Source organism: Paenibacillus sp. FSL K6-1096, from assembly GCF_037977055.1.
Lineage (GTDB): Bacteria > Bacillota > Bacilli > Paenibacillales > Paenibacillaceae > Paenibacillus_AQ.
The window spans coordinates 3,546,899-3,564,780 of the sequence record NZ_CP150274.1 but is presented as its reverse complement, the minus strand read 5'-3'; the positions used below and the strand labels follow the sequence as shown (position 1 = coordinate 3,564,780).

Sequence of the window (17,882 nt, the reverse complement as noted above, 5' to 3'; positions counted from 1 at the left end):
GATTACCGTTTTCATGGAATCAGCTAAAGAGAGGGAGCTCTCCTTCGATATCCGCAGGACGGTTATCCTAGGTGCCTATATGCGGGAGTGGGAGATGCCGGAGTACCGGGTGATCTTAAGCAAGCCCGAAACAGGCGTCCATGTTGAGATCTATTATTTTCCGGCGGCGGGGGAGGGTGAGATTGCGAGGTTCGCGACAGTCGGGTTATCCGCGGCTCACCGGCCCAATGGACAAGTAGTGGGTGCGGAGTGGATGATGGCTCTAACCCCTGACTTAGGCGGAGAGTCTGTGGACCGGATTTTCACCTATCTCAGTGACCTTATTGCGCATCATATCGAGACTGCCGGTGATTCACGGATACCTAGAGTAATGGGGGAGAGTCCGCTTGCTCCGGCGAACTGGACAACCACTGCCCTGTTGCTGGATGAGCTTAGGGGAGAAAGTGAGGAACTGGAGGCGATCGAGGTTGGAGACGAGGGGGTTCAGATCCAATGGGCGGTGCCAGTCACGGCGCAGGAAGCCGCATTAATCTTAAGTGAAGGCGTGGAATCGTTCGATTCCTACATCGAAGAGATTGAGCATTCCATTATTGATCCCCGGCGGCCGAATGCTTCCTCGGAAGCGTAACATTTTCCATGAAAAGGGTTGCAATAAAGTCTTGTTGAACCCAAAAATCCATGTTATAATCGGTCCATAATTAAATAGATAACGTGGATTGTAACTACGTATGTAGGCAAGACCATTAACCGCACTATTTTGATATGGTGATGTTTTTGGTTTTGTCTTTTTTATTTTTTGGCAAAGGTGATTATTATGAGAATCCAAAAAGTGTTGAATAATAATGCCGTGATCACTGTGAATGAACAGAATAAAGAAGTTGTAGTAATGGGTAAGGGAATTGCGTTCAGGAAGAAATCAGGCGATCTGATTGAGGAGGATCACATCGAGAAGATCTTCATGGACAATGAAAGCATCTCTGACCAAATGAAGACGCTTCTATCCGAAATCCCGCTGGAGCATATGGAAATTTCGGAGCGCATTATTAATCTCGCCAAAATGAATCTGGGGAAGAGACTGCACGACAGCATCTATGTTAGCCTGACCGACCACATCCATTCAGCGATCGAACGGTCCAAGCAGGGTCACCATATCAAGAATGTATTGCTGTGGGAGGTCAAGAAATTCTACCAGGACGAATTCGCGATTGGCGAGAAAGCGCTGTTATTGATCCGCGAGGAGCTGGGAATTCAGTTCCCGGAGGACGAGGCTGCCCATATTGCGCTCCATCTGGTGAATGCGCATATGAATGAAGAAATTCCGAATGTAGTGAAAATCACCAAGATTGTGCATGAAATTCTCAATATCGTGAAGTATCACTTCAAAATCGATTACGATGAAGAGTCGCTAACGTATTACAGGTTCGTCACCCATCTTAAATTCTTCGCCCGAAGAATATTAAATGGAACGCATATTGAGAATTCGGATAGTGAGTTATATGAGATGGTCAAGCAGCAGTATAAAGAGTCCTTCTTGTGCGGACGGAAGATTCAGGATTATATCCGAAAAACATACAACTGCACACTAACCAATGAAGAGATCATGTACTTGACCATCCATATTGAAAGAGTTGTTCATCTAAAATAACCCTCGTTTAGGGTTGCTACTGCGGAGCAGGCAAAACCTAAACTGGACTTAGATTTATCCCTATGCTTTTCCGGGGGTATTCTTTGGCCGGTTTAGGTTTTTCTTATATTTTTGCTTATAAATGAAGAGGAGTGAGCTGCACCATGGATCAACAAAAGCTGGCAAAAGAAATACTGAGGTTAGTAGGCGGGGAAGACAACATACAGGATTATACCCATTGTATGACCAGACTTCGCTTCAATCTGCGGGATAATGGGACGGCAGACCGGGCAAAGCTGAAGGAGCTGCCTGGAGTAATGGATGTGAACATTAACGGCGGGCAATTTCAGGTGATTATCGGGAACGATGTGTCCAAGGTGTACGGGGAGTTAAGCAAGATTGCCAAAAACAATGCCGGCTCTGCCAAGGAGGACACTGATCAAGGTAACAATAAAGGGCAGAAGCTTGGCATCAAAGGCTCGATTGGCAAGTTTTTTGCAGATGTATTACCCGGGATATTCAATCCGCTTGTTCCGGCAATAGCGGGAGCAGGGATGATCAAGGCGCTGCTGGCTGTAATCGTCATGTTCAATGCCACAGCGGCCAATACGGATCTCTACAAAATTCTGAATATTATTTCAGATGCCGTATTCTATTTCCTGCCGATGCTGCTCGCCTTCAGCTCTGCCAAGAAATTCAATGTCAATCCGTATCTGGCAGTTGTGATCGGGGGCGTGCTGCTCCATCCTAACTTTGCCAAATTCATGGCTGACGGTTTAACGTCGATGAGCTTCCTGGGACTGCCGGTCAAGCTGGTATCCTATTCGTCAACGGTTATTCCTATTATCGCAACAGTATGGATTATGTCTTATGTGGAACGTTTTGTCCGTAAAATTGTACCGAATGTACTGAAGACCATCCTGGAGCCGATGCTGATCCTGTTGATTGTGGCCCCTATCGCCTTAATCGTGATTGGCCCACTGGGCATTTATATTGGTAACGCTATTGCCGATGGCTACATGTATTTCTATGAGCATTTCGGTGTAATCGCCGGTACGCTTCTCGGAGCCACGTTCTCGCTGATGGTCATCACCGGACTGCACTACGGCCTCATTCCGCTTGTTTTCCAGGCGATTGCCCAGAACGGCTTCGACTACATTATGCCGATTATGACCGTTGCTAATATCGCGCAGGCCGGTGCGGTATTCGCCGTATTCCTGAGAACCAAGAACGGCAGCCTGAAGTCCTTATCTGGAGCGTCAACCATCAGTGCGCTGATGGGAATCTCTGAACCTGCGATTTATGGTGTGAACCTCAAATTGAAAAAGCCGTTTATTGCCGGATTGATCGGTAGTGCCGCAGGTGCATTCATCTTAAGTATCTTCCAGGTGGCAGCTTATGCATTAGGTAAAGTTGGACTGCCGTCCTTGCCGCTGTACATCGGACATAAATTCTCGCTGATGGTTCTGGCGGTGGTTGTCAGCTTTGTTGTTGCTGCTGTAGTCACTTATGTTCTGGGCTTCAAGGATGTTACAGAGGCACCGGTGGAAGAGAACAATACGGACCTTCCCGAGCCGTCTGCGAGTGAACCTGTATCTGCCAAAAAGCTGCAAAATGAACAAATCTATGCGCCCATTGCCGGCGAGGTTAAAAGCTTAAGCGAAGTCAGCGATCCGGCCTTTTCGCAGGAGACGATGGGGAAAGGTGTTGCCATTCTGCCTAGCGAGGGCCGGGTGGTCTCCCCGATTAATGGTATGGTGTCGGTGGCGTTCAAAAAGAAACATGCCGTTCTCCTTACCAGTGACGATGGAGCAGAGGTTCTGATTCACGTCGGGATTGATACGGTCAAGCTGGGCGGCAAACACTTCACGCTGCATGTGAATCAAGGTGACCGGATAAATGTCGGCGACCTGATTCTTGAATTCGATAAGGACAGCATTATTCAGGAGGGCTTCGAGATCATAACTCCGGTAATCATCTCAAATACGGGCGACTACACAGACATTGCCGCTGTCAGCCAGACTACCGTGAAAGAAAAGGATGCTCTGCTGAAACTAACTGTATAAACAACAGAAGGGAGATCAATACAATGAAACAGACAGACATGCAATTCCCGGAAGGCTTCTTATGGGGGGGCGCAATTGCGGCCAATCAGGCGGAAGGCGCTTATCAGGAGAACGGTAAAGGGTTATCGATTGCTGATATTTTGGCCAACGGGATTTTTAACCCGCCTTATGAGCATCCCGACAAGAAGAATCCTTACCATGAGGCTATAGATTTCTACCACAGATATGAGGAGGACATCGCTTTATTTGCGGAGATGGGCTTTAAGGCGCTGCGTACCTCCATTGCCTGGACGAGAATATTTCCGAACGGGGACGAAGAGACGCCCAATGAAGCTGGCTTGCGGTTCTACGATCAATTATTCGATTGTATGCGAAAATATAATATTGAGCCGGTTGTGACGCTGTCCCATTATGAGATGCCGCTTGGACTGGCCAGGGACTACGGCGGTTGGAGAAACCGCAAGCTGATTGAGTTCTTTGAGCGATATGCGATTACCGTATTCAAGCGCTACAAGGACAAGGTGAAGTACTGGATTGCCTTCAACGAGATCAATGTGCTGCTCCATATTCCCTTCGTCGGCGGAGGAACGGTCATTGAGGAAGGTGAGAATAAGAAGCAGATTATCTACCAGATGGCGCATTACCAGCATGTAGCCAGTGCCCTGGCGGCGAAGGCCTGCCATGAGATCATTCCAGGCTCGCAGATGGGCTGTATGATTGCCGCAGGGCCGTATTACCCGCATACCTGCCATCCGGATGATATTCTCACAGCGATGGAGATGGACAGACAGGTTTATTTTTTCACAGATGTAATGGCCAGAGGGTACTACCCTACTTACGTGAAACGTTGGTTCAAGGAATATGATATCAAGCTTGATCTGACGGCAGAGGATGAGCAGCTGCTCAAGCAGCATACCGTCGATTACATCAGCTTCAGCTATTACAAGAGCCGCTGCGCCAGTGCTAATCCGAGCGGGCTGGAGATGGTATCGGGCAACCTGGCTATGGGGGTCAAGAATCCTTATCTGAAAGCGTCCGAGTGGGGCTGGCAGATCGATCCCACGGGCCTGAGATTCACGCTGAACCAGCTTTACGACCGCTATCAGAAGCCGCTGTTCATTGTCGAGAACGGGTTCGGCGCGGTGGATACGGTTGAAGAGGACGACAGCATCCAGGATGATTACCGGATCTCCTACCTGCGGGACCATATGATTGAAGCGGGCAAAGCGATTGAAGACGGTGTTGAACTGCTGGGCTTCCTGAGCTGGGGACCGATTGATATTGTAAGTGCCTCAACAGGTGAGATGAAGAAGCGGTACGGGTACATCTATGTCGACAAGGATAATGAGGGGAACGGAACCCTGCGCAGAATTAAGAAGAAGAGCTTCGACTGGTACAAGGAGGTTATTGCTTCCAACGGGGAGAGTTTATAGTCTAAGGGACATGAGCTCGCTCGAAAATGCAGAAGGCACCCGCTTGGGTGCCTTTTTAAAAATATAAGAATGTATATGTTTCACACTGTACGTTATCCTTCTATTTCTCGCCGAAACGGTACCGTCCTTTAAAAGGACGGCAAAGCCGTTTCCACTTGATTCGCTGGTCAGATCCGCTTTGCCCGTCACTTGACCCTGCTGAATGGAATTATTACACTTTTCCTAAAAGGTATGGGAGAGGGGGTAATGACGATGGACAATCTAATGAATCTGTTGACCCGGAGAACAGAATGTAGGCTATATTATGCGGAACCGGCTGTAGCGGACAGCCCCCGGGCTGGCTGGATCGGCGGGAATGCGCCTGAATTTTTTGACGATTCGGCCAATCTTGTTCATGAAGGGGACAGAGCCTACCTGTTCTATCTGAGTCTTATCCATCCGTATCAGCCGGAGCGCATGATTTCGATCTTCATTCCTGAAGATTATGAGGATTATCTGGAACATAACAGGTATCCTGATTGTCCGATCAAGGTGCTGGAGCATCCTGTATCAACAGAGAGTGGCAAAGAGTTGTACACGCACACAGGCCTGCGCCAACACCATATTTCAGCCGGAGAACGGTGCAGTGATGTGGAATCAGCGGATCAGCCTTTTTTGATCAAAATGGGTGGAACCCCGAGACTGCTTCAGAGTGAAGAGTATTATTCTACGCAGTTGGAGGAGGATGGCTTCTCTTTCTTCTTCCAGGTCGATGAAGACGGCTATCCCGATACCTTGCTTCAAGAGGACGCGAGTTATCTTTTCGGGTATGGGGCGCTTTATGTTTATGCTCAAATTGAGACGGCAGAGATTAAACGTCCGGTAGCAGGTTTCTGGCAATTCTCTTAGGGCCGGAGTTCACCGTATAGTAGAAAAATGAAGAATTGACAGTCCGTAGTGCAATGCTATAATCAAATAAATAGAAAATAATTCTATAAATATTTCTTCACTGGAATCTGCATCTAGACAAACTTCACTAATAACCATTCGAGTCACTTTCGGAATATGGGGGTGAAAGATGGAAGAGCTCAAAGAGTCTTTCGTAACTAATGTAGAGGATATGAGTTGGATCAGGCGAACTTCTGACTGCTACTTTATCATTGATGAGACCGGGCGAGTTATACAATGGAGCACAGAGCTTGAAATGCTGCTTGGTATTTCAGCTACACAAGCTGTAGGCAAGACCTGCCGTTCGCTTGATCTCTTCAGTGATTGTACCGGGAACAGTCTCTGTAGAACCTGCCAGGTTCTAAATGCTACAAAACACATGAACAATTGCAACGGATCACGCAAGGTATTTGTTCAATGTGGCTCCATCCGGGTTCCTTTTATGAAGGATATTCGTGTCAGCAGCTACAATAAGCGGTTAATTTGGGTGACCCTCGAACAGACCTCGAGGTTTTCTCTGATAGAGAAGCTGACTCCCCAAGAAAATAAGGTGCTGCACCTATTATCCAGAGGCTATTCAACGCAGCAGATTTCTTTAGAATTATACATTTCATATACTACGGTACGGACTCATATCCGCAATCTTTTGAGTAAGCTTGGAGTTCACAACCAAAAGGAGGCAGTTTCTCTTTTTTTTCGAGCCGCTTACAATGGAAATAATGAGTAATAGAAAAGGATCATCTCCCGGTCATTGACTGAGGAGGCGATCCTTTTTGCTGTGTAATTTCAGAATTGTTATAAAAATACTTCAATTGTACGATTATTCCACTTCTAGTATATGTTATTTTTGTAGCATATTTAGTGGCACATATTGATAGCCGGGAGCCAACGTCCCCCGGTGAGGGAGGGGAATATGAGTACTATTGCAGCAATACAGGATCAGTTCAAAGCTCCGTTCTATCTGGTGTGGGAGATTACACTTTTGTGCAACGCCAGTTGTGTGCATTGCTATTCAGGCGCCGGCCGCCGTCATCCTGAAGAACTGGATACAGCAGAGGCTCTTTCCGTAGTTGATCAATTAGCAGAAGCCGGCGTCCTTCTGCTTGGACTCTCAGGGGGAGAAGCTCTGCTCAGGCCCGATTGGATGGACATTGCCTCCCGCGCTTCGTCAAAAGGGATGATGGTTTCAATCGGCACTAACGGAGCTGTGATTAATGATGAGATGTGCCGCCGGATCATTGAAGCCGGGGTTTCCGGCATCTGTGTCAGTATTGACGGAGCAACAGCGGAAGTTCATGAGCAGGTACGCGGTGTCAAAGGGCTATATGATAAGGCGGTTAGTGCTATTGAAACATTAGTGAAGCATGGGATTAATGTTACTGTCGGGTATACGCCGACCCGGCTTAATTTCAGGGATGGCCGAAGCGTCGTGGAATTGGCAGCCCGGCTTGGGGCAAACGGAGTAAATCTATCTGAGTTTATCCCCACAGGACGGGGAGATCAGGCATTGGCACTTACGCCCAATGAGCTCCGCGATGTAATTGTGGAGTGGATCTCCATGCAGCAGGAATATGCCGGAAAGCTGAAGATATATTGGCATGACTGCCGAGTTGCACTGATGCTGCCCTCAGAGCAGGCATCACAATATATAGGCTGCGGTGCAGGCTATGTTACCGCCCGTATAACTGTTAACGGTGATGTCACCCCTTGTGTAACCTTACCGCTCACAGCAGGCAACTTGCGTGAACAGAGCTTCCAGGACATCTGGAGACATTCGCCGGTCCTGGCAAATATTCGTGACAGGACAACAAGAAACGAAGGGAATTGCGGCACTTGTGAGCATAAGTTCATCTGTGGAGGATGCCGCTCAGCGGCATTAGCCTACCATAACGATGCTTCAATGGGTGATCCTTATTGTTGGGTAGTTCCTGAAACAGTTCAAGTTTAGAAGGAGAGGATAAGATGCCGAATTTCACTTCAGATACGGTACTAACACTCACATCCAATATTGTTACCCGTAAAGAAGAAAATAGCAAGTATGTGGTGTACAACCCGGCAACAGATGAACTTCATGTGTTGTCACGTCTGGCCTATACCATACTAAAGCTGTGTGAGCAGCCTGCCCGAATTGATGAGATTACAGAGCTTGTTGAAGAATCCATTCCAGCCTTTAAGTGTGACCAGGGGCGAGTGGAAGTGAACAAATTACTTCACAAGCTATTGAAACGGGGTTTGCTTCAGGCAGCCTGACCAGTTCAATCGAAAGGAGGTGAGGAAATGGAAGCAACCAGAGATATGTTGTGGAACATCGCCCGTGACAATATGGCGGAAATGGAGGACGTTGATTTACTGGCAGCCATTCAGGAACTGGATATTGTAGATTTAGGGGAATTATCTGTTATTGCCTGGAGAGTAATCTAGCAAGCAAGGAGCCTCGGGCGCTGCCAGAGGTTCTTTTTACAAGGAGGTAGCTAATGGATCAGGGCGGAGCAACCAGCCGGAGGTTAAGCAGTGGATTGACAATTATTCATCTTCCGTTAGCTGGCTTGAATACAGTATCGATAGGTCTGCTTTCGGGTGCTGGTGCAAGGCTGGAGGCAGAAGATGAAATAGGCAGCTCACGGATCCTTGAAGATTGGATATGGCGGCGGGAACAGAAGCAAGAGGATATCCAAGATATTTTAACCGATTTCGGGGCTAATTTGAAAACCTCGTCCAATATAGAATGGACACGTCACTGGACTACAGTGCTTTGTGATCAATTTGAGCCGGTTTTCGAACTGTTTTTACATGATATTCTGGAGTTTGATTTATGCACTAATACGTTTGCGGCCAGCAAGGAGTATACGGTAACGCTTGCCAGTAAACGCCGCCTGGAGCCGAATGCGTACGTAATGGATGTTTTGCGGGAGAAAATGTCCGGGGGTACAACCATTGGACGGTCAACTGCTGGACTAGTTGAAGATATGGACAAGTTAGATTTGCCTAAGGTACAGAACGTATATGAACGTCTTTATGCGCCAAATAATTGTGTGGTTGCTGTGGTTGGAGGCATTCCAAAGGATAGAATGGGGAAGCTGCTGGACGAAATCGTTGAAGCTGGCGATGTACAGAATTCACCGGTTGTTCCTCAGGAAGAATCTCCGTCCTGGCAATCCTGTGTGCATTCCATCGAACAGGAAGGCAGACTGGTTCATCTGGGAGCGGCGTTGCCCTGTGTATCATGCAGCCACCCTGATTTTTTTGCATTTGCTGTGTTATCACAGGTGCTGGGTGGAGGAGACGGCTCCAGACTTTTTGAGAGTATCCGTCAGAAAAAAGGATTGGCCTATCAGGTGCGAAGCAGCTTAATGTCTTTCAGGGATACTGGACTTCTGACCTTTTATTTGGCTACCGGACCCAATTTTGTGTCCTGGGCAGCCTCTGCCATCGCGGGGGAAATAAAGCAAATCAGGAATAACGGTATTAGCAGGGAAGAGGTTAATGCCGCCCAGAACCAGCTGTTAAACCAGATGGTACTAAGGTCCGAGAGCACAGCTTCCAGAATGAACACATTGTTGACCGCTTCTTGGTATCCGGGGTACCCCGGGACGTTGACGGCCATGGAAGAGGCTATAAGTTCGGTTACTCCGAAGGCAATTCAATCCGCTCTAATGAATGTTGCCCCGGCTGCTGCAATGGGGCTGGTAACTTTGGGGCCGGTATCAGCTTCAGCGTTAGTATTGGATTAATAGGGGGACATTATGGCCTACTCACAGTGGAAATATCCAAATGGACTGAACATAATCACAGAGGATATGCCCTCAATGGCGAGTGTGACAGTCGGATTTTTTGTGTTAAGCGGGGCGGGACATGAGTCTTTGGAACAGATAGGTGTAGCACATGCGCTGGAGCATCTGCTCTTTAGAGGTTCTCTGCTCTATCCGAAGGGAACGATGAGTCCCGAGTTCACTCAAATAACAGGAACTATGAATGCTTTTACCACCTGGGAATATACTTGCTTCTACAGCCGCTCCACCCCTGAGGTATTGTCAGAAGCATTTCTACCATTAATGGACATGATTCGTCAGCCTCTATTACGGGAAGAGGATTTCAATCTGGAACAGAATATAATCCGCAGGGAATTATCAAGACAATTGGAGGAACCGAGGAGCAGACTGACTCATGCTCTCCATCAATGCGTGTATCCGGGGCGTCTTGGCAAGCTGCTGATTGGTCATGATGAAGATATCCTGCAACTGAAGGCTCCGGACCTGAGGGAATTTCACAAACGGCATTACATTCCATCAAATATCCTGCTGGTGATTTCAGGCAGGCTTGAGAAGTGCATCGGACTGGATTCCTGCCTGCAAGCCTTAGAGGATTGGGAGGAGTCTATACTTCCGGTTGAGCTTGAACAGCCGTTAATTGCACAACCTGAAGTGGTCAACCTTACGCAGAAGCATTCACAATTATGTTACTCCTTATGGGCCTGGAGTCTGCCGCCGTTAGAAGATAAAGAACATTACGCTGTCCATTTGTTATGTACCTTATTGGGGGACGATAATTATATCGGCTCAAGGCTCTACAATAAGATCGTCGCACCTGGATTTGCACAGCAGATCACCTGTGTATACACCGTATTAGGCGGCAAAGGGCTGTTCAAAATCTATGGTCTGACAAGCGCACCTCAGTTGGAGTGGATTCGAGAAAAGATGCTGGTGGAGCTGCAGCAGATAAAGGCCGGAATGATTACGCCACGCGAATATAACCGAGCCAAGCAAAAAGTTAAAACACAAATGGCTCTGGATGCTTCCGGATCCCACAGCCGTTCGGTTTCCATTGCGCAGGCTTGGATGCGTCATAAACGTATGGTTCCTCTAAGTGAACTTCTGGCGCTCATTGATCAGATTAGTATAGATGATCTTCAAAATATAATAGCACAGTACTTTAGCGGCAGGGAGTTCTTTGAAATCTACGGATGAACACAAGAAACGGGGCTGGTCAAAATATGATAGAGAAATGGTTCAGCTATCCTGTACATATGGTCTGGGCGGTTACCAATTTGTGTAATGCCCACTGCATACACTGCTCGTCAAGCTCTGGAACCTGTCTTCCGGGAGAATTGGATCAGACACGCGCTTTGCAGTTAATTGACGAGCTGGCGGAAATAGGATGTATTGATTTAGCCTTGTCCGGAGGGGAGCCGTTGTTTCGGCCAGATATTGACCAGATTATTAGACATGCTGTTCATCATAATATGCAGGTCGGTCTGGGGACCAACGGCTGGGGTCTGAATCTGGAGAGAGCGAAGGCATTGAGGACCTTAGGACTTCAACGCATCCAGATTAGCCTTGACGGGATAGGCCAGACGCATGATGAAGTGAGAGGGCTGAAGGGCCTGTTTAATCGTGTGGAGCATGCCATTGATGCTTCTCTGGAGTCTGGACTTCAGACACATATCTGCTTCACTCCCCACAAAGAAAATATGCATCATACGGAGCAGGTTATTGAATTTGCCCTGGCCAAAGGGGTCCATTTGTTCAATCTGTCACAGTTTGTACCTGTTGGCAGGGGAAGTCAAAGCATGGATTTGCTCCCTGAGCAATGGAGATCTTTGGCCGAGCTGTGGGTGCATAAGCGGGAGCAGCTTAAAGGACGTATGAGGTTCAGCAGCCATTTGGCGCAAATGGCCTTGGTTGATCCCGCTCTAGCCTGCCAGGAGGGCTTCAGAGGCTGCCAAGCCGGGTTGGCGCAAGGGTATATTTCTGCAGATGGCTGGGTTACTCCCTGTGTTATGCTTCCGGTAAAGTTAGGAAATGTGCATGAACGGTCCCTGAAAGAGATTTGGCACAGCTCTGAGGTTATCCGGCAATTACGTGACCGGAGCAACCTGAGCGGAAATTGCGGTCAATGTGGAATCCGGGAAAAATGTGGGGGATGCCGCGGAGTTGCTTATGGCCTGTATCACGATTATTTAGCTGATGACACGCATTGTTGGCTGCATTCTGTAACAGAGTCTGCAGATCGCATCACAGTCTAACATAAAAAGGAGAATGAACAAATGAGCTATGTTACCAGAGATGAAGACATTCGGTATGTTATTTTGCTCAGCCATGCAACAAATGAAAAAATGAGTCTTGAACTTATTCGTGCCCATGTGAACCATTTACGGGAACTTGACCGGGAAGGGAAGCTGGTATTATGCGGGCCGTTTACGGATTATGCAGGCGGTATGGTCATTATCCGTGCATCGTCCAGAGAAGAAGCGGTAAGCATCGCAGAACGTGATCCGTATGTCCTATCGGGCAAAGAGAATTATGAACTGCGTACCTGGGAGTTGTCACATGAGAGTAACGGACATATGGGCATTGTTGAATAGAATGAAGAGAGGTTGATTCTTTCATGCGGCTTACGTTTTCTTATTTTAGACGGCATGACCCCATATTATGGATTAGGGTATTTGGAACCGGCTTATGTGCATTAACTACATTTATGATCCGGCCTTTTCTCATTTTTTATATCTCGGATAAGCTTGGTGGAACAGTATTGATGCCCCTGCTGGTGGTTGGTCTTCAACCGCTGGCGGGAATTCTGCTAAGTTTTTGGGGCGGAGGGCTTGCTGACCAGTATGGGCGTAAGCCGGTCATGCTTGTATCATTAGCTATTCAGGCTTTATCCATGTTTGGTTTTATATTTGCTGAATCCCTGTGGATGCTGATTCTGATTTCTGTACTTGGGGGTATGGGGATGCCAATGTTTCTTCCGGCAGCAAATGCCCAGATTTCTGACGTTGTTCCTGAAGAGAAACGGGCGGAGGCTTTTGCCCTTATTCATGGTGCAGTCAATGTTGGTGGTGCACTGGGTCCCTTGCTGGGCTTGGCTGTGTACCTGTTGAATCAGAATGTTATCTTTGTGATTTGTTCGGCTTCTTTTATTTTGTTTGCTTTGCTCATTTGGTGGAAGGTGCCGGAGACACGGCCGGAGGAGATTCTGCATTCCGGTAAGCCTGAAAAAACCCGCTCAGGCAGACTTCTATACCGTGAGCACAAATTATTGTACCTGCTGACCCTATGCGCGCTTCCTGTGGGATTACTGTACTCTCAAGTGGAAACTACTCTTCCTTTGCATCTGAAGACAAACTTTTCTAATGCATCTGCCATCTTTGCCGGCCTGATGACGATTAATTCCGTCGTTGTCATTCTGCTTATGGTTTGGTTGCCGAAGAAGACTGAAAATAAATCACCACAGTCTATGATTTTGCTAAGTTATCTGCTGTTTGCAATTGTATGTCTGGGTTATGGATTTGCTGCCTCATTCTTTGTACTGGTGGTCACGGAGCTGATTTTTACCGTAGGCGAAATCATAGGCATCATCCACTTGCAAAAGTATGTTTCCATTGCTGCCCCTGCAGGGATGCGAGGGAGATATAACTCTATCTTTGGCTTATATATGCAAATCCCGAAAATCCTCGGTCCCATCTGCTTCGGTCTGATCTTTGAACACTTTGGCGGGGGGCTGATGTTTTCGGTGATCGCCAGTCTGTTAGTTCTTTGTGGGGGCGCGATCTATCAGCTAATTCGTAAGGCACAGAATCAGAAATTCGCTCTAATGCAACAGGAGCTGCACACGGAAACAGCAGTTTAAGGGGTGGAATCAGGATGCGGATATGTTCTGTGAACATTGGAAAAGCTGAATCGATCGAACATGAGGGAAAGCACATATTGTCTGCGATTACAAAAAAGCCAACAAAGGATAGGGTCTTTTTATCCGGTCTAGGTCTGCAAGGTGACGAACAGGCGAATAAGATTAGGCATGGCGGACCACACAAAGCGGTTTGTGCTTATCCCGAGGAATATTACCCTGACTGGGAACAGGTGCTTTGCAGGGAACTCCCTTTTGGATCCTTCGGGGAAAATCTTACTGTACAGGGTATGAGGGAATCCGAGGTAAATATCGGCGATATTTTTATGTGGGGGGAAGCGTTGCTGGAGGTTACGCAGCCTCGCCCACCATGTCATAAGCTGGCTAAAAAGTTTGGGTACCCTCAACTGCCGCTTCTTTTTCAGGACCTGGGAAAAACCGGCTTTCTTATGCGTGTCCTGCAGGAGGGGTGGGTAAGTATTGAGAGCCAATTTGTTTGCTCTAAGACCCATTCATCTCAAATCTCTATTAAAATGGTCAATGAAGCCATGTACAAGGATGTACCGAATAAAGAGCTAATAATGAATATTCTACAGGTGGAGGCTTTAGCGCCAAGCGTTAGAACTACCTTGAAGTTAAGACTGGCAGGACATTATGAGGACTCTACCAACAGAATGCAAGGCATGTGAAGTGAAAGCCGCTTACAGGTATCATTATTAATGATACTCACCTTCTCTTCTGTTCATTTTACCTAACCGCTGTAACGGCCTACACTTGGTATGAAGCCACTACAGCGTAATAGGAGGATATGAAGATGAAGGCAATTACACTTGGACCGCAGGGTCTGCAATATACAGATCATCCGGACAAGCGTCCTGAACAGGGGCAGGTCAAGGTAAGGCTGCGAACAGCGGGACTCAATCACCGGGATTTGTTCATTATCGCTGCTGCTTCTGCTACAGAAGGCGCGCCGGGTCCGATTCATCCTTGTGTGCTGGGTTCAGACGGGGCGGGTGTTATTGAAGACACGGGTGAGGGGGTAAGCGGACTATCCCGGGGAATGGAAGTCATCATTAATCCCTGTCTCGGCTGGGACCGGGCGGATGAGGTGCCTGTGGTTCCTGATATATTAGGGCACCCTGCAGACGGGACCTTTGCGGAGTATGTAATTGTACCTGAGCAGAATGTTGTGCTTAAGCCAGCGTATCTCTCCTGGGAGGAAGCAGGTGTGTTACCCTTAGCAGCACTCACTGCATACCGGGCGTTATTTACCAGAGGGGACCTGAAACGGGGCGACCATGTGCTGATTCCCGGCATTGGCGGTGGAGTGGCTACGTTTGCTGCTCTAATGGCGGCAGCGGCTGGGGCACGGGTCACGGTTACGTCCAGAAGTGAAGCGAAGCGTACAGAGGCCCTGCAATTACCGGTTAATCGGGTTATAGACAGCAACACCCGTTGGCGGGATGAACTCAGGAACCATCCTGTAGACCTGATCCTGGATAGCGTAGGTCCGGCCACATTCGAGCAATACTTCGAGGTCATTAAGCCGGGCGGGAGAATTGTCATGTTCGGTGCCAGCTCAGGCGATGATCTGACCATTCCGGCCAGAGCCATATTCTTCCCGCAGCTTCAGGTGCTTGGAACATCCATAGGCAGCCATGAAGAGTTCACCGCGATGCTTGAGTTTATGGAGCAGCATCAGATACACCCTATCATGGATAGCGTGTATTCCTTATCGGAGACTCCGCTTGCCCTTCAGCGGATGGAACGCGCGGAGCAGCTGGGGAATATTGCGCTCAGGATAGGCTGAGGGTAGAGGGACGGAAGGTAGAGATGCTACTGGCATCGGCCCGATGGCCTAGCGCGAGCGGAATCTGATCGGTTTTTCGTCTATATTACAGACGCTACTGACATAACGTTGTCAGTAGCGTTTTTTTATCATTAGACATGTACACATTCAAGAGAGGATGAACACTTATGAATTTCGCTTCGATACGTATTATTACTGACGACATCGATCGTCTGGTTGAGTTCTATGAGCAAGTGACAGGGATGGCGGCGGAGCGGCCTGCTCCTGTGTTTGCCGAATTTGTTATGCCTACATGCACCCTGGCCATCGGCCACTCCAAGACAGCGCAGCTATTCGGTACTGGTTCTGTAGCAGCGGCCAGTAACCGCACGGTCATCATGGAGTTCCGCGTCGATGATGTCGATGCTGAATATGCGCGCCTTAAGCCGCTTGTCAGGGATTGGGTACAAGAGCCAACCACGATGCCCTGGGGGAACCGTTCGATTCTGTTCCGTGATCCCGACGGCAACCTGGTGAACCTCTTTCAGCCGGTGACGGAGGATGCAATGAAACGGTTCGCTGCCAGACCTTGACGGAAGCTTAAGCGAGTGCCTTATAATGCCCCTGCATCTCTTGCCGTATAGAACGAAGGATAGATCGGCCGGTAATGCAGCTCGTCTCTGATCCGTGAGGTATCGACAATCATATCCCATGGATCATATGGCTGCTGCAAGGCTTCCGGCGAGGGCTCGGCCTGATGAAGCTGAAGCATCTCGGCAACGGAGATCGGCGCATCGTCAGCCACATTATAGATTCGTCCATCGATTCCCGGTGTGAAGGCGGCGAGCATCAGCGCCTGACTGATATCCGCATGATGAGCCATATGAATGCGTCTGGCCGGGTTCCATTGGCTGAAGTAGGGCAGAACCTCCGCGATATGGGGATCGCGTTCACCATAGATGAAGGGAAACCTTACAATGCGCAGCCCTAAGCCCTGTTCACGGTGGAGAGCCAGCAGTGCTGCTTCAGCCTCCGCCTTGCTCTGGGGATAAGCAAAAGCAGGCCGGAGCTCATCCTCCTCCCGGCTGGGCCGCGAATGATCTCCCGGTCCGTAGACGTGGTTAGTGCTTGCGAATACGAACCTTGGCACATCTGCATCCAGCGACGCAAGGGCCAAGGCCACAGCTCCATCAATATTGGCTGTTCGGGTGGTCTGCTCATCCACGCCCCGGAACTGGGCGGCCAAGTGCACCACAACGTCATTACCCCGCAGTGCCTCAAGGTAACTTTCCGGCTGCAGAAGGTCACCATCGACACATTCAGCTCCTTGCTGGCAAAGCTCCTCTACCCTGGACGCATCCCTGACCAGCAGCGTAACCTGATGTCCGCGCTGGAGCAGGCGAGGAACCAGGCGGCTTCCTACCTTACCTGTTGCTCCGGTAACAAAAATCTTCATCTTCAGATCCTCCTATGTTAAGTCATAGGAGGAGTATAATAGAACGCGCGAATAGCATCCTTCCTGCCTTTATCGTATGATTGGGAGTGTCAGGATAAGGGGGAAGATGGTGTGGAGAACGGATTATCGAGAACGTCATTGGGTGAATTTCTGCGTTCGCGCCGGGAACGCCTTACGCCGGAGGAGGTGGGGCTGGCATCCTATGGGCGGCGGCGGATTCCGGGGCTGCGGAGGGAAGAAGTGGCCCAGCTTGCCCATATCGGAACCTCATGGTACACCTCCCTGGAGCAAGGCCGGAGCGTCAATCCGTCAGAGGAAGTCCTTAATAATATAGCCAGAGCCTTGCGGCTAACAGAGGATGAACGCCAGCATCTGCATCTTCTTGCCAGACCGGTACAACAGAATGGGGAAGCGGATCAGCGCATTCCTGCGGGCATTGAGCGGATGATACAGGCGCTTGGTCCGCATCCGGCTTTTGTGCTGGGGAGGTATTGGGATGTGCTGATGTGGAATCAGGCGGCTGAGCTTGTATTCCGGTTACCTTCGTATGGGGATACGGCGACAGAGCGCATGAACTGGGTCAGGTATATTTTGACAGGGCTGGGGTCATCCGTAGAGGGCTCAGGAACCGGGGCCAAAGTTCTGATTGCCCAGTTTCGTGCGGATTACGCACGCTTCCCTGAGGATGAGAGGTTCAAGCAGCTCATAGAAGAGTTTATGCATAACAGCCAGCTTTTTCGCGAGATCTGGCCGCTTCATGAGGTTCAGGCTGTAGCAGACCACCACAAACGGAGATATGATCCCCGGATCGGCGAGATGGAATTCGAGCATGTGACCCTGCAGCCTCCGGGCAACCCGGACCTGAAGGTGATGATCTACACAGCTTCAACAGAGACAAGTGAACGGCTGCAGCGTGTGCTGGAGACTATATAGTATATTCCATTTGCTTCCACTCTAAAGGGAT

19 protein-coding genes are annotated in these 17,882 nt (G+C 48.9%); 18 read left to right on the top strand and 1 reads right to left on the bottom strand.

What is annotated here, in order from left to right; all coding sequences use genetic code 11:
* Positions 1 to 13 precede the first annotated feature (13 nt).
* The 17 genes from MHI24_RS15810 to MHI24_RS15730 all read left to right on the top strand — a co-directional run bounded on the left by MHI24_RS15810 (position 14) and on the right by MHI24_RS15730 (position 16,055).
* A complete protein-coding gene (locus MHI24_RS15810; RefSeq protein ID WP_340026543.1) occupies positions 14 to 628 on the top strand; it encodes a suppressor of fused domain protein in 615 nt (204 codons plus the stop codon).
* A 186-nt stretch (positions 629 to 814) separates the two neighbouring features.
* Entirely contained in the window at positions 815 to 1,645 is an 831-nt protein-coding gene (locus MHI24_RS15805; protein WP_340026542.1) for a PRD domain-containing protein, read from the top strand.
* Positions 1,646 to 1,788: 143 nt separating this feature from the next.
* Positions 1,789 to 3,690, top strand: a complete 1,902-nt coding sequence (locus MHI24_RS15800; RefSeq protein WP_340026541.1) for a beta-glucoside-specific PTS transporter subunit IIABC — start codon at positions 1,789 to 1,791, stop codon at positions 3,688 to 3,690.
* Positions 3,691 to 3,713: 23 nt separating this feature from the next.
* Positions 3,714 to 5,123: a 6-phospho-beta-glucosidase gene (locus tag MHI24_RS15795; RefSeq protein ID WP_340026540.1), complete on the top strand. Its 1,410-nt coding sequence runs from the start codon at positions 3,714 to 3,716 to the stop codon at positions 5,121 to 5,123.
* A gap of 252 nt (positions 5,124 to 5,375) precedes the next feature.
* Positions 5,376 to 6,011, top strand: a complete 636-nt coding sequence (locus tag MHI24_RS15790) for a hypothetical protein (RefSeq protein WP_340026539.1) — start codon at positions 5,376 to 5,378, stop codon at positions 6,009 to 6,011.
* Positions 6,012 to 6,180: 169 nt separating this feature from the next.
* The gene (locus tag MHI24_RS15785) at positions 6,181 to 6,777 is read left to right on the top strand and encodes a LuxR C-terminal-related transcriptional regulator (protein ID WP_340026538.1); all 597 of its coding nucleotides are present in this window, start codon (positions 6,181 to 6,183) and stop codon (positions 6,775 to 6,777) included.
* A 186-nt stretch (positions 6,778 to 6,963) separates the two neighbouring features.
* Complete coding sequence (locus MHI24_RS15780) at positions 6,964 to 7,998, top strand: radical SAM protein (RefSeq protein ID WP_340026537.1); 1,035 nt, start codon at positions 6,964 to 6,966, stop codon at positions 7,996 to 7,998.
* Positions 7,999 to 8,012: 14 nt separating this feature from the next.
* Entirely contained in the window at positions 8,013 to 8,300 is a 288-nt protein-coding gene (locus MHI24_RS15775) for a PqqD family protein (RefSeq protein WP_340026536.1), read from the top strand.
* 27 nt (positions 8,301 to 8,327) lie between these two features.
* A complete protein-coding gene (locus tag MHI24_RS15770) occupies positions 8,328 to 8,471 on the top strand; it encodes a hypothetical protein (RefSeq protein ID WP_340026535.1) in 144 nt (47 codons plus the stop codon).
* A 53-nt stretch (positions 8,472 to 8,524) separates the two neighbouring features.
* The gene (locus tag MHI24_RS15765; protein ID WP_340026534.1) at positions 8,525 to 9,781 is read left to right on the top strand and encodes a pitrilysin family protein; all 1,257 of its coding nucleotides are present in this window, start codon (positions 8,525 to 8,527) and stop codon (positions 9,779 to 9,781) included.
* 12 nt (positions 9,782 to 9,793) lie between these two features.
* A complete protein-coding gene (locus tag MHI24_RS15760) occupies positions 9,794 to 11,014 on the top strand; it encodes a pitrilysin family protein (RefSeq protein WP_340026533.1) in 1,221 nt (406 codons plus the stop codon).
* A complete protein-coding gene (locus tag MHI24_RS15755; protein WP_340026532.1) occupies positions 11,011 to 12,072 on the top strand; it encodes a radical SAM protein in 1,062 nt (353 codons plus the stop codon). The genes MHI24_RS15760 and MHI24_RS15755 overlap by 4 nt, the downstream gene beginning before the upstream one ends.
* 21 nt (positions 12,073 to 12,093) lie before the next feature.
* Positions 12,094 to 12,411, top strand: a complete 318-nt coding sequence (locus tag MHI24_RS15750) for a YciI family protein (RefSeq protein WP_245367912.1) — start codon at positions 12,094 to 12,096, stop codon at positions 12,409 to 12,411.
* A 23-nt stretch (positions 12,412 to 12,434) separates the two neighbouring features.
* Positions 12,435 to 13,676, top strand: coding sequence for an MFS transporter (locus tag MHI24_RS15745; RefSeq protein WP_340026531.1), 1,242 nt, complete (start codon positions 12,435 to 12,437; stop codon positions 13,674 to 13,676).
* Between the two features lie 29 nt (positions 13,677 to 13,705).
* Complete coding sequence (locus MHI24_RS15740; RefSeq protein WP_340026530.1) at positions 13,706 to 14,362, top strand: MOSC domain-containing protein; 657 nt, start codon at positions 13,706 to 13,708, stop codon at positions 14,360 to 14,362.
* Between the two features lie 125 nt (positions 14,363 to 14,487).
* The gene (locus MHI24_RS15735) at positions 14,488 to 15,483 is read left to right on the top strand and encodes a zinc-binding dehydrogenase (RefSeq protein ID WP_340026529.1); all 996 of its coding nucleotides are present in this window, start codon (positions 14,488 to 14,490) and stop codon (positions 15,481 to 15,483) included.
* A gap of 167 nt (positions 15,484 to 15,650) precedes the next feature.
* Positions 15,651 to 16,055, top strand: coding sequence for a VOC family protein (locus tag MHI24_RS15730; RefSeq protein WP_340026528.1), 405 nt, complete (start codon positions 15,651 to 15,653; stop codon positions 16,053 to 16,055).
* A 20-nt stretch (positions 16,056 to 16,075) separates the two neighbouring features.
* On the opposite strand, the gene MHI24_RS15725 is transcribed toward MHI24_RS15730, so the two are convergent.
* Positions 16,076 to 16,918 carry an NAD(P)-dependent oxidoreductase gene (locus MHI24_RS15725; protein ID WP_340026527.1) on the bottom strand — a complete coding sequence of 281 codons (843 nt, stop codon included), beginning with the start codon at positions 16,916 to 16,918 and terminating at the stop codon, positions 16,076 to 16,078.
* A 111-nt stretch (positions 16,919 to 17,029) separates the two neighbouring features.
* Between MHI24_RS15725 and MHI24_RS15720 the strand changes: the two genes are divergently transcribed.
* Positions 17,030 to 17,851 carry a helix-turn-helix transcriptional regulator gene (locus MHI24_RS15720; protein ID WP_340026526.1) on the top strand — a complete coding sequence of 274 codons (822 nt, stop codon included), beginning with the start codon at positions 17,030 to 17,032 and terminating at the stop codon, positions 17,849 to 17,851.
* Positions 17,852 to 17,882: the final 31 nt, after the last annotated feature.